The 12283-nt window shown below is 47.7% G+C and carries 11 protein-coding genes; all 11 read left to right on the plus strand.

From position 1 onward, the window contains the following. Positions 1 to 302 precede the first annotated feature (302 nt). The 11 genes from H8705_RS06680 to mglC all read left to right on the plus strand — a co-directional run bounded on the left by H8705_RS06680 (position 303) and on the right by mglC (position 12276). Positions 303 to 977, plus strand: a complete 675-nt coding sequence (locus tag H8705_RS06680) for a FadR/GntR family transcriptional regulator (protein WP_262395057.1) — start codon at positions 303 to 305, stop codon at positions 975 to 977. Between the two features lie 96 nt (positions 978 to 1073). Next, the gene (locus H8705_RS06685; protein WP_262395058.1) at positions 1074 to 2489 is read left to right on the plus strand and encodes an ABC transporter substrate-binding protein; all 1416 of its coding nucleotides are present in this window, start codon (positions 1074 to 1076) and stop codon (positions 2487 to 2489) included. A gap of 86 nt (positions 2490 to 2575) precedes the next feature. Next, on the plus strand, positions 2576 to 3469 hold the full coding sequence (locus H8705_RS06690) for a carbohydrate ABC transporter permease (RefSeq protein WP_262395059.1): 894 nt from the start codon (positions 2576 to 2578) through the stop codon (positions 3467 to 3469). Next, positions 3462 to 4334, plus strand: a complete 873-nt coding sequence (locus H8705_RS06695; protein ID WP_262395060.1) for a carbohydrate ABC transporter permease — start codon at positions 3462 to 3464, stop codon at positions 4332 to 4334. The genes H8705_RS06690 and H8705_RS06695 overlap by 8 nt, the downstream gene beginning before the upstream one ends. Before the next feature lie 29 nt (positions 4335 to 4363). Then, positions 4364 to 5317, plus strand: a complete 954-nt coding sequence (locus H8705_RS06700; protein ID WP_262395061.1) for an acetamidase/formamidase family protein — start codon at positions 4364 to 4366, stop codon at positions 5315 to 5317. A gap of 82 nt (positions 5318 to 5399) precedes the next feature. After that, the gene (dgoD, locus tag H8705_RS06705; protein ID WP_262395062.1) at positions 5400 to 6548 is read left to right on the plus strand and encodes a galactonate dehydratase; all 1149 of its coding nucleotides are present in this window, start codon (positions 5400 to 5402) and stop codon (positions 6546 to 6548) included. 12 nt (positions 6549 to 6560) lie between these two features. After that, positions 6561 to 7343: an HpcH/HpaI aldolase family protein gene (locus H8705_RS06710; RefSeq protein WP_262395063.1), complete on the plus strand. Its 783-nt coding sequence runs from the start codon at positions 6561 to 6563 to the stop codon at positions 7341 to 7343. Positions 7344 to 7576: 233 nt separating this feature from the next. After that, complete coding sequence (locus tag H8705_RS06715; RefSeq protein ID WP_262395064.1) at positions 7577 to 8296, plus strand: GntR family transcriptional regulator; 720 nt, start codon at positions 7577 to 7579, stop codon at positions 8294 to 8296. A 212-nt stretch (positions 8297 to 8508) separates the two neighbouring features. Continuing rightward, on the plus strand, positions 8509 to 9627 hold the full coding sequence (locus H8705_RS06720) for a galactose ABC transporter substrate-binding protein (RefSeq protein ID WP_262395065.1): 1119 nt from the start codon (positions 8509 to 8511) through the stop codon (positions 9625 to 9627). Positions 9628 to 9710: 83 nt separating this feature from the next. Further along, on the plus strand, positions 9711 to 11216 hold the full coding sequence (locus tag H8705_RS06725; RefSeq protein WP_262395066.1) for an ATP-binding cassette domain-containing protein: 1506 nt from the start codon (positions 9711 to 9713) through the stop codon (positions 11214 to 11216). A gap of 19 nt (positions 11217 to 11235) precedes the next feature. After that, positions 11236 to 12276: a galactose/methyl galactoside ABC transporter permease MglC gene (gene mglC, locus H8705_RS06730; protein WP_262395067.1), complete on the plus strand. Its 1041-nt coding sequence runs from the start codon at positions 11236 to 11238 to the stop codon at positions 12274 to 12276. Positions 12277 to 12283 lie beyond the last annotated feature (7 nt).

Here is a 12283-nt window from a genome sequence, read left to right on the forward strand (position 1 = left end):
CGAAGCTATGGGGAATTTCAACAAATCGGCAAATTTTTGAAAGGAGGATAGATCTATGGTTTTTTACGTTTTATTCACAATTTATTCATAAAGTTGTACCATTGCCATGTTCCCGAAAAATGGTTTTTTTTGAAAAGTTGTTCCATCCAAAAAAACCAATTTTTTGTATAATTTGGTTATTAAATTTGGAAAATATTAGTTTTTTATGTGTAAAATATACTAAAATTTTGTTGACAATGGAAACGCAGGTGTGCTATAAAATAAATGAAATCATTGCTTAGCAGTTGAATAAGAGGTAGGACATGATACAAGTTGCAAAGAAAAATCTTGTGACTGAGGTTTACTCCCAAATGAAAAATCAGATCGTTTCGGGAGTTTGGCCCCTTGGAAGCAAGCTCCCCAGTGAAAGCGAGCTGGTGAACACTTTTAATGTAAGCCGGAATACCATCCGGGGCGCGTTACATAAATTAGGAGCTATTGGCATGATTGAAACACGGCATGGAAGCGGAAGCTATGTTTCCCGTACCATGGCCAACAACGATACCTCGGCAATGCAGTTCGAGTTTCTTTCCAAAAGCCGGATTGTGGATATTTTGGAATACCGCCGGATTGTGGACGCGGAGTGTGCCTATTATGCCGCCCTGCGTCGGGACCAGGACGACTTAAATCAAATTCGCGCTGCCGCGCAGCGGATGATGGATAATGTGGAGGATTTCCAGAAATACTCCGAAGCGGATCTGGACTTTCATATGTGTATCGCCAAAGCGTCCAAAAACGAAGTGTTTTATTCTGCGATTATTACCATAAAGCAGACCCTGGAAACCCATTTTGTGGAGATGAACTACAACATCGGCACTCACTTTTCCGCGAAAGACCACTGGAACATCTATCAGGCCATCGAGCAGAAGGATCCCGATCTGGCGAAGCTGCTTATGTCCCGGAATATTGAGCGAAGTATGCAAGTTCTCTCCGAATAATTCGTCGTATAAATAGCTTTGCTCCACGAAAGCAAGGGCCCTGCCTTCAGAGGACAATAAGCTGTTTTTTTGAAAAACAATTTAAGGAGGAAAAAAATGAAAAAGAGGTTAGTAGCATTATTTCTCGCGGTAATCTTCTGTCTGTCCCTGATCACTGGCTGCGGCGGCGGGGACACCCCAGGAGCCGATGCGCCTGCAAGCGATGCTCCGACTGCTCCGGAAGCTAGTTCTGAACAGGATCCTGCTACCCTGACAGAAAAAGACTATTGGAGACAGTGTGAAGGTGAAGAAATTATTTTTGCTACCTATGTAGGCGGCGAGGCGGACTATGTAGACTCCCTGCTTTCTGAATTTTACGATCTAACGGGTATTAATGTCACCATCGAACAATATCCGGAAGATCAGCTGTATCAGAAAGTTCAGATCGATACTGTTTCCGGCACTGGAAGCATCGACTGCTTCACCATGGATATGATGCGGATGCCCGAGTTTGCCAGTTCCGGTTATCTGACGAAGGTACAGGGGTATATTGACAATCCTCAATTTACCGATAAAGAATGGTATCAGCCAGACGATATCTTAGCAGGACCTTTAAGCACTGCTAAGTATAACGGAGAGCTTTACGGTATCCCTTACACCGGCGAAACCAATATCCTCATGTACCGTAAGGACTTGTTGGAAGCTGCCGGCTGCCAAGTTCCCACCAATTTTGATGAGCTGTGGGACGTAGCGTCTAAAATCCACAGCAAGGAAACCGCCGGTATCGCCCTGAGGGGTCAGCGCGGCTCTGGTATGAATATCTATACTTGGACCCAGTTCTTCCGCGGTTTCGGCGGGGAATTCTTTGTGGATTTTCCCAACGACATGACCCCCACTGTCAATACTCCGGAAGCCATCGAAGCCACCAAATACTATGCGGAAATCCTGCAGAACTATGGCCCTCAGGGCGTTGCAAACTGGACCAACATGGAAGTTTATACCGGGCAGGCCAGCGGCAAAGTAGCGATGACTATGGACGCCAACGCCTTCGCGGCAATCATCGAAGATGAAAACACCTCCAAAACTCGTGGCCTGTGGGGCTGCGCTATGGTTCCCGGAGGAAAAGGCGGCTCCTGGCCAGCTATTTACTCCCATACCATGTGCATCAATGAGTTCAGCCAATCCAAAGACGCCGCGTGGCTGTTTGTACAGTGGGTAACCAGCCCGGAAATGACCTTAAAGAGAGGGCTTAAAACTGGCGTACCCGCCCGTGCGTCCTCTTGGGAAGCCCCCGAAATGAAAGAGCAGCTTAGCTATATCTGTGACGGTACATATACCGATGTCTGCTTGGAATCCTTGCAGAAAGCAGATGCCAGCTACCGTCCTATTTTCCCCAACTGGAATGAAATGGGCGATATTTTAGGTATTGCTGTACAGGACGTAATCGCTGGTGGGTCCACCGCGGAAGAGGCTCTGAACAAAGCCCAGGCGGACATTGAAACAATGCTTAAGCAAAAAGGTTATTTAAGCTGATTTGGTTTTTACCAGCAAACAAAGGGGCATGGGCGTTTGACTTTGCCCATGCCCCTTTCACCCGTTTTGTAATGGAGGATAAGGTAATGAGTTTATCTAAAAGAGTTGGCGCCTGGCTTGAAAAGCGCTATATCGGCTGCTTTCTCGCCCCTGCACTATGTATCATGGGGGCGTTCGCCCTTTATATTACCGTGGCGCTGATCTATCTTTCCCTGTGCAGTTGGAATACCACCAGTCCGGCCCCCTCTTTTATAGGTATTTCCAACTACCTGAATATTCTCAAGGACACGGTTTTTTGGAAAAGTTTAGGCCGCACAATGATCTTTGTTGTATGCACGGTGACGGGGGAAATTGTATTAGGGTTTATTGTTGCTTACGCACTTAACCGTAAGATTCGGGGACTCGGAGTTATCCGCACCCTGGTAATTGTTCCCATGGCGGTAACACCGGTTGTGGCCGCTATGTTCTGGAAAATTATGTACGATCCCAGTTTAGGCCCCATCAATTATTTTTTATCCCTTTTGGGAATACGGGGCCCGGAGTGGCTGGGTTCCACTTCTACCGCTCTCATCTCCGTACTTATTGTAAATATTTGGGAATGGATGCCCTTTAGCTTTTTGACTATTACAGCCGGTCTTAACGCCCTGCCCAAGGACGCGTACGAGGCCGCAATGATCGACGGCGCCACCAAGTTCCAGACGCTGTTTAAATTGACGATTCCCATGCTCAAGCAGGTGCTGTTGACACTGATTTTGCTGCGCACCATCGACGCTATGAAAGCCTTCGACCTGGTGTTTACCATGACCCGCGGCGGCCCTGGCGAAAGCACTCAGCTTCTGCCGTACTATATCTATCTGAAGGGATTCCAGTGGTTCGATCTGGGGTACGCGGCCGCCTTGTCGCTGGTACTTTTGCTGATCTGTAACTATGGATTTAAATTCTTTATTAATAAGACAGGGGTGAAAGTATTCTATGACTAACATGAAGAAAACTCTAGGCAACATACTTATCTATTTCATGGTGGCCATCATTTTAATTTTTGCCCTCTTCCCTTTGTGGTGGATCGCCAATATCTCCTTTAAAACCTCGGAGGAAGCCTTGGTAATCCCGCCTAAACTGATCTATGAGCCTACCTTAAAAAACTACAAAGAAGTTTTGTTCGGCGTAGAGCGGGAGGACAACGAGGGACGGTGGGTGCCCTCTACCAAAGGGTTTATGAAACAGGTGGGAAACAGTTTGGTCGTCAGCCTTACGGCTACCTTTGTAGCTATGCTGGCAGGAATCCCGGCGGCATATGCCCTTTCCAAGTTTAAGTTTAAAAAGAAGCAAAATATCAGCTTTTTCGTTTTATCTACCAGGTTTGTTCCGCCCATTGTAATTGTTATCCCATTGTTTGTCGCCTTTCGAAAGCTGGGGTTAATGGATACGAAATTGGGGCTTATTATTCTATATGTATTCGCTAACCTGTCGCTGGTTATCTGGATGATGAAAGGCTTCTTTGATGAAATGCCCAATGAATTGGCGGAAAGCGCCCGTGTAGACGGCTGCGGTCAATTTGGAGCGTTATTTAAAATCGCCGTGCCGGTTACCCTGCATGGGATTGCGGCGTCTGCGATTTTGGTTATGATCAACTGCTGGAACGAATTTTTGTTCGCTGTGCTGTTCACAGCCAAAAACGCCAAAACCGTTACCCTGGCGGTTATGGGATATGTTACTGTCCGTGAAGTTGCCTGGTCCAATATGGCGGCGGCCGGTATTTTAATTACCATCCCAGTGCTGATCTTTACGATTATTTCTCAAAAACAACTGGTCCAGGGCCTTACCGCAGGCGCAGTTAAGGGATAAGTTGTGATGTGTGAAGGAGGTTGCTTTTCATGAAGCTTTTAACCCGTGATCGGGAAAACGTACATTTTTTAATCGACCGGGGCAATCCCCCAAAAATTTCCATTAAACCGGGAGAGAAATTGGCGGTCCAGACTATCCGGGCGGACGATATGTACTTAAGCCGGGAAAATCCCGTCTTCCGGGATCATGATCATGTAATGGAAGTGAGATCTAACCCGGTAACCGGACCAATTTATGTCGAAGGGGCAAAACCGGGGGACCGTTTGGCGGTAAAAATTGAAGATATCCGCCTGGGGGACTGCGGCAATGAAGGCTACTATACTTATGTGCCCGGCCAAGGGCTGTTTGCCAATCCTTTTTACCCAGAGTGTTACCCGCCTCAAACCGAATGGTGCGATGTAAGGGGGGATACCCTTACTCTGCGTATGGGAAACAGGGATATCCCCGTGGAAACCGAGCCGTTTATCGGCACCATCAGCGTGGCTATGAAGGAAGACGTTACTGCTTCCTACTGGTCCAGTAAGGAAATGCTGGGCAACGTGGACTGCCATCACATTAAAAAGGGAAGTACAATTGTGATGCCGGTGAATGTGGAAGGGGCCTTGCTTTCCCTGGGCGATCTGCACGCCAAACAGTGCGCCGGGGAGCTGTTGGGGTGCGCTGTTGAATGCGACGGGGAAGTCACCCTTTCTGTAGAAATCATTCCATGGGACGATCCTTCGTATTTTGATTGGCCGCAGGTCAATACCCCGCGCTTTATCGGGTCTTTGGGATATAAGGACAACAACATTGAGCAGGCCATCCGCCATGCGGTATACGATATTATTAAGCGGGTGGAAAACGATTATCACGTACCGTTCATGGACGCGTACATGGTGGCGGGCCAATGCGTAAATATTGAAATTTGTCAGATGCTTCCCGGCGCCTGCGCCGTGCTGGCTACGTTGGACCGCCAGGTGTTAGCGCCCTTTAGCTGCAAGTAAAATAAAAAAACACAAGCAAAAGAGGTTTTCACTGGATAAACAGTAAATAAATCTTTTTATGTGTCAGAAAGGAACATCTGTAATGCAAATTACAGCGATTAAATTATATACTGTCTTACCCAGATGGCAATTCCTGAAAATAGAAACGGACTCCGGCCTCTGCGGCTGGGGCGAGCCTGTCATCGAGGGCCGTGCTGCCACCGTACGGGCGGCGGTACAAGAGGCAGAAAACTACCTGATCGGAAAGGACCCAATGAATATTGAAGATCATTGGCAGGTGCTTTACCGGGGTGGTTTTTACCGAGGCGGACCAGAAATGATGAGCGCCATTGCAGGAATTGACCAAGCACTTTGGGATATTAAGGGAAAATATTTTAATACGCCTATCTACAATCTATTGGGCGGCAGATGCCGGGATAAATTAAAGGTGTACTGCTGGATTGGCGGCGACCGCCCCAGCGACGTGCTTTCCGCTGCCCGGGAAAAACTGTCCCAAGGGTATTCTGCAGTAAAAATGAATGCCACGGAAGAGATGCACTATATCGACAGCTTTAAAAAGGTAGACGCGGTGCTCCAACGGGTACAGGCGATCCGAGATGGGCTGGGATTTGATATGGATATAGCCATCGACTTTCACGGCCGAGTGCATAAAAGCATGGCCAAGGTACTGGCCAAAGAACTGGACCAATATCGTCCTATGTTTATTGAAGAACCAGTACTAACCCAGAATATCGAGGCTCTGAAGGAGATTGTTAGGTATACCAGCGTCCCCATCGCCACCGGAGAACGGGCATTTTCCCGATGGGATTTCAAAAATATTCTGTCCGCCGGTTATGTGGATGTAATCCAGCCGGATCTTTCCCACGCGGGAGGAATTTCTGAGTGCAAAAAAATCGTGGCAATGGCGGAAGCTTACGACGTGGCAGTTGCTCCTCATTGTCCGCTGGGTCCCATTGCTCTATCCGCCTGCGTGCAGCTAGATATGTGTACCCCCAACGTATTTATTCAGGAGCAAAGCCTGGGCATACACTATAATCAGGGCGGAGATTTGTTGGACTATCTGAAAGATAAATCCCCCTTTGAATACAAAGATGGATTTATTGCGGTCCCCACTTTGCCCGGCCTAGGAATAGACATTGATGAAGAGAAGATCATTGAAATGGATAAGATCGGCCACAACTGGAAAAACCCTCTATGGCGGAATTTTGACGGTACCGTGGCTGAATGGTAATGGGGTGAAGGGATGGAAATAAAACAGTTCAAGCAAAAACTCTCCCAGTACGGCGTATGCGGGCTGTTTATGAAAACCTGCGACGGCGCTTTTGTAGAAGCCGCCGCCGGCGGGGGGATGGATTTCTGTATTCTGGATACAGAACACGGCCCTGTTTCCTATGAAAATATGCAAAATTTAATCCGCGCCGCTGAGTGTGCTGGGATCCTTCCTATCGTCCGTGTCGCAGAGAACACTGAGGAGTACATCGGCAAGGCGCTGGACATTGGTGCGGCGGGAATCCAAGTCCCGCAGGTGTGCGATGAGAAAAGCGCCCGGGATGCCGTCACCTTCGCCAAGTTCTCCCCTCAGGGGCAGCGGGGGGTGTGCCGGTTTGTTAGGGCGGCCAATTATTCCGCCTTGGACAAATTCGAGTATTTCAGACAGGCCAACGAAACTATTGTGATCCTGCAGATTGAAGGAGAAGAGGGCGTTCGCAACCTTCCGGAGATACTGCAGGTCCCTGGGATCGACGTAATTTTTGTGGGGCCCTACGATCTGTCTCAGTCTTTGGGCGTAACCGGACAGGTAACGCATCCTTTGGTGGTGGAGAAAATAAAGGAGATCATCTGTTTGGCCCAGGAGCGCGGGATCACGGTGGGGACCTTTGTAGATTCTGTAAAGGAAGGGCTCCGCTGGAAACAGGAGGGGGTAAAATATATCGCCCACTCTGTGGATGTGGGGATTTTCTATGAAGCCTGCCGGGACGTGGCCAACGGACTTTCCTGTGTTTGCACAAATGGTTCTCTCGTTTAATTTTATTTTTTCTATGGGCGCCTTTCACAGGCGCCTGTTTTTTTATAGGAACATTTTTTCCTTTTTGTTGTGGGAATTTTACAAAGACAAAAACCGATTTACCAAAGGTCCTCCAAACTTTTACTTTTCTGCTTGCGGTTTCTATTTTAGGATGTTATCATAAAAGCAAATAAGGGAATTGTATACAATATGCAAAATGTAATGTTGTCTAAGTTATAGAAGGGGCTTACATAATGGCAAATGAAAATGTAGATCTGATGGATATCCTGCGCATGAATAATGTTTGCTCGGAATACCGTACCCTGCAGGACATCGTGTACGATACTTTGCGGGATGATATCCTTTCCGGCAAGCTGCCCCCGGATTCTCCTTTGAATACCAGTGAGTTGTCCCGCCAAATGAACATCAGCCGTACTCCCATCCGGGAAGCGATCAATAAACTGGCGTCCATTGGGCTGGTGAGCAAACCGAACCACAAGGAAGCCAAGGTTGCCAGCTTTATGTCCGATGAGATACATGAAATTTTTTATGTGCGTTCCGCCCTGGAGGGATTGGCTGCAAGAATTTCCGCCAAGGAGATGAACGAGCGGGATAAAATGCTTTTGACCCAGCTGGTAGACGAGGCGTTTTTGTGCGCCAAAAGCGGCGACGACGAGAAGTTTATGGAGAACGATTATGTTTATCACAGCCTAATTTATAAAAGCATAAAAACTCCCTTGATCCGCTCCTTATGTGAGCAGCTGTATTTGATTACCCGCTGTTACCGTTCCATCGCTTATGGACTTAAAAGCCGCCATCAGCTGGCGTCCCGAAATCAGTTGGTGGCAGAGGAGCATGATATGATCGCCAGATGTATCTGCGCCGGGGACGAGGAGAGCGCGGAAAGGTACGGCATTTTACATCATCAGAATACTGTAAAAATCATCAGCGAAAGCTATCCTTCCAAAAAATAGCTAAAAAGAAACGTTCCTATTTTCCAAAACAAAGTCGGAACGTATTGGAAGATATTGTATCCTGTATACAATATCCAATATTTTATGGTAATTATTTCTAATATTTATACTTTTAATTTATGCAATATACTTATTTATACAAAAGGAGGTGACTACCTATTCCCACCATAAGCCGCTAAAAAAGATGGATAGAAACACAAAGGAGGAAAATAATGAAAAAACTATTAGCCGCACTTTTAATCCTGGTCTTGGTACTAAGCATGACTGCATGTTCTACCTATTCCCCAAATGACAACCCCTCATCCGCTGCGCCTGAACAGAGCGCCCCGGCCGAGGACAGCAGCACAGATGATCAAACGGCGGAAAAGCCGGTGATCGGCGTTTTGGTATTCGATTATTCCAACAATTACTGCACCTACATCCGCAACGCTATTAATTATTATGCTGGGGAAGATGTAGAGATCATTATGCAGGATTCCCAGAACGACCAAGCGAAACAGGCCGAGCAGGTGGATACCCTTCTTCAAAGAGGCGTAGACGCCCTGTGCGTCAATCTGGTAGAGCCGGAATCCGCCAGCACAATTATTGAAAAGGTGAAACCCACCGGAAAACCTTTGATATTCTTTAATAAATGTCCTTCTGACGAAGATATGCTTAGTTATGACAACGCCTATTATTCCGGCTGCTCTCCTTATGACGGCGGCGTGATGCAGGCAGAAATGTGTATCGACGCTGTGAAAGCTAATCCGGCGGCGGATAAAAACGGCGACGGCGTCATCAACTATGTAATTATCAAGGGCGAACCCGGCCATCCAGACGCGGAGCTTTGTACTCAGGCAAACCTAGACACTCTGGGCGCTTACAGCGATGGTATCACCTTCAAAAACCTGGATATTCAGACAGCCAACTGGCGTTCTGACCAGGCGAAAGATGTCATGGACGCTTGGATTGGACGGTTCGGATCTGAGATTGAAATGGTAATCACCAACAATGACGGCATGATGCTTGGTGGTGTGGAAGCTCTGAAAGCTGCCGGCTGGTTCGGCGACGATCCGCAAAAGCAAGTGTTGTTTATCGGCCATGACGCTATTCCGGAAGCCATCCCCCTGATTGAGGACGGCACACTATACGGCTGTATTCTGCAGGATGCGGTCAACGAAGGCCGGGCCACCATCGTGATGGCGAAAAACCTGTGCTTCGGACGCCCTGTTGAGGAAGACTTAGGGGTGGAACTGGGCGCTATTAAGGACTTCCGTTCCCCGTTTATTAAAATTACCAAAGAAAATACTCAAACCGCCGTTGATATCTATAATGTGGCGTTAGGTAACTAATTTCTCCTGTTTGTCCCTGACGGCATGGCGTATTATTTGCCATGCCGTCCGAGACATACTTTTTTTAAAGGAGGGACCTGTGTATGGCAAACAGCGACTATATTTTGGAAATGCGGGATATCTGCAAGGCGTTTCCGGGAGTGCAAGCGCTGGATCACGCTCAGCTTCTTTTACGCCCGTCCTGTGTTCATGCTCTGATGGGGGAAAACGGCGCCGGAAAATCGACTTTAATGAAATGCCTATTTGGAATTTATCAAAAAGACGCCGGGGAAATTTTTTTGGACGGACATCCGGTAAACTTTAATAATCCCTATGAAGCCCTTCAGGGCGGGGTCTCTATGGTTCATCAGGAACTCAACCAGGTATTAGAACAAAATGTTATGGAAAATATTTGGCTGGGGCGCTTTCCTATGAAAGGAATTGTGGTTGACGAGCGGGCCATGTACCGCAATACCAAAGAAATCTTTGATAATTTACATATTGACATTGATCCAAAACAAAAAATCGGGGAGCTTTCCGTTTCCCAGCGGCAAATGGCAGAAATCGCCAAAGCGGTTTCTTGCGGGGCCAAGATTATTGTATTGGACGAACCTACTTCTTCACTAACGGAAAATGAGGTAAGCCATCTGTTCCGCATTGTAAGCGATCTGCGAAGCAGAGGCTGCGCCATCGTATATATCTCTCATAAAATGGAAGAAATTTTGCAAATTTCCGACGAGGTGACCATCATGCGGGATGGAAAATCGATTGCCACCCAGCCCGCTGCAGAACTAACCATTGATAAGATTGTCTCGCTCATGGTGGGGCGGGACCTCTCCCACCGCTTTCCGCAAAAAAGCAGCCGCTGCTGCGAGGATATCCTATTGGAGGTGCGCAATATTAAAGGCGCTTACGCTCCTGCGGTAAAGGACGCCTCCTTCCAGCTGCGCCAGGGAGAAATCCTTGGAATTGCCGGCCTGGTGGGAGCGCGGCGCACCGAACTTGTGGAAACGATCTTCGGGCTGCGCACCCGGGAACAGGGAGAAATTTATGTAGAAGGAAAAAAGGTAGAAAATCGTACCCCTTCTCAAGCCATTGAAAACGGATTTGCTCTGGTGACAGAGGAACGCAGGCAAACTGGAGTATTTGAGGATCTGCCGATTATTCAAAACGCTACAGTGGCCAACTTGGCCAAGTACACTGGAAGACTGGGCGTTCTTGATAATACCGCCATGGTGAGCGACGCAAAATGGGTCGTGGAAAATATGAAAGTAAAAACTCCCTTTTTGAAAACCCATATGGGCAGTCTTTCCGGCGGCAACCAACAAAAGGTCATTTTGGGCCGCTGGCTTCTCACAAACTCCAAAATACTCATGCTGGACGAACCCACCCGGGGGATTGACGTGGTGTCCAAGTTTGAAATTTACCAGCTCATGATCGATTTGGCCCAGCAAGGAAAGGGAATCCTGTTTATTTCTTCAGAAATGCCCGAACTTCTGGGGGTTACCGATCGGATTTTAGTCATGAGCGGAGGCCTGGTGGCCGGTATTGTAAATACCCAGGAAACCACGCAGGAAGAAATCTTAAGCCTTGCGGCGAAATACCTGTAATAAGGGAGGTCCAAAAACGATGAAATCAATCAGCACAACCGCCGTTTCCTGGAAAAAGCAATCTGGGAGCGTATCAAAGTTTTTGTTAAGCAACGCCATCTATTTTGTCCTGGCGGCGATTTTCCTTGTCATGGTAATGATCAATCCAGGGCTGCTTACATTGGATAATATCAGCTTTATATTAAGTCAGGCGTCTACCCGGGTTATTTTTGCGTTGGGAATCGCCGGGATCATCATCTTAGGCCATACGGATTTGTCTCTGGGGCGAATGATTGGTCTTTCGGGGATCCTGGTTTCTTCCCTGCTGCAAAATCTGGATTATCCCCGGCGCATCTTCTCCTCTATGCCCCGGCTCCCCCTATGGCTTCCTATTTTAGGGGCTATGCTGCTTTCCGCTCTTATTATGATCCTGCTGGGGCTAGTCATTGCCAAAATCAAAGTTCCTTCCTTTATCGCCTCGTTGGCTTTTCAGCTGATCGTCATGGGGATTTTGTCCCTTTATTTTGATTATGTCAACGATTCCTCCCCTATCGGCGGACTGGACGACGGATTTAAAGCCTTTGTTCAGGGCGGGTTTATGATCGGTTCTGTAAGATTGCCGTTTCTTGTAATTTACGCCGCAATCGTCACGGCGATCATCTGGTTTATATGGAACAAAACAAAGCTTGGAAAAAACATGTATGCCATTGGCGGCAACCCAGAGGCAGCTAACGTTTCAGGGGTGAAAATCACCAAAAATCTGCTGCTGATCTTTCTTATTGCCGGACTGCTGTATGGTTTGGGCGGCTCCTTTGAGGCCGCCAGAACCGGCAGCGCCTCCAATTCCCTGGGATATGGATATGAGCTGGACGCTATTGCCGCCTGCGTGGTGGGGGGCGTCTCCATGCGGGGCGGCGTGGGAACCATTCCCGGCGTATTGGCCGGAGTGCTGATCTTCCAGCTGGTAAGTTACGGACTGGTGTTTTTAGGCGTCAACCCTTATATTCAATATCTGGTCAAAGGGCTGATCATCCTGCTGGCAATTTCCATTGATACACAAAAATATGTAAAACGCAGATAAGGACAGG

This window comes from Youxingia wuxianensis (assembly GCF_014385085.1).
Classification (GTDB): Bacteria; Bacillota; Clostridia; order Oscillospirales; family Ruminococcaceae; genus Youxingia; species Youxingia wuxianensis.

Coding starts and splice junctions, on each gene's coding strand:
- H8705_RS06680 (WP_262395057.1), top strand. CDS start 303: ATGATACAAGTTGCAAAGAAAAATCTTGTGACTGAGGTTTACTCCCAA.
- H8705_RS06685 (WP_262395058.1), top strand. CDS start 1,074: ATGAAAAAGAGGTTAGTAGCATTATTTCTCGCGGTAATCTTCTGTCTG.
- H8705_RS06690 (WP_262395059.1), top strand. CDS start 2,576: ATGAGTTTATCTAAAAGAGTTGGCGCCTGGCTTGAAAAGCGCTATATC.
- H8705_RS06695 (WP_262395060.1), top strand. CDS start 3,462: ATGACTAACATGAAGAAAACTCTAGGCAACATACTTATCTATTTCATG.
- H8705_RS06700 (WP_262395061.1), top strand. CDS start 4,364: ATGAAGCTTTTAACCCGTGATCGGGAAAACGTACATTTTTTAATCGAC.
- dgoD (WP_262395062.1), top strand. CDS start 5,400: ATGCAAATTACAGCGATTAAATTATATACTGTCTTACCCAGATGGCAA.
- H8705_RS06710 (WP_262395063.1), top strand. CDS start 6,561: ATGGAAATAAAACAGTTCAAGCAAAAACTCTCCCAGTACGGCGTATGC.
- H8705_RS06715 (WP_262395064.1), top strand. CDS start 7,577: ATGGCAAATGAAAATGTAGATCTGATGGATATCCTGCGCATGAATAAT.
- H8705_RS06720 (WP_262395065.1), top strand. CDS start 8,509: ATGAAAAAACTATTAGCCGCACTTTTAATCCTGGTCTTGGTACTAAGC.
- H8705_RS06725 (WP_262395066.1), top strand. CDS start 9,711: ATGGCAAACAGCGACTATATTTTGGAAATGCGGGATATCTGCAAGGCG.
- mglC (WP_262395067.1), top strand. CDS start 11,236: ATGAAATCAATCAGCACAACCGCCGTTTCCTGGAAAAAGCAATCTGGG.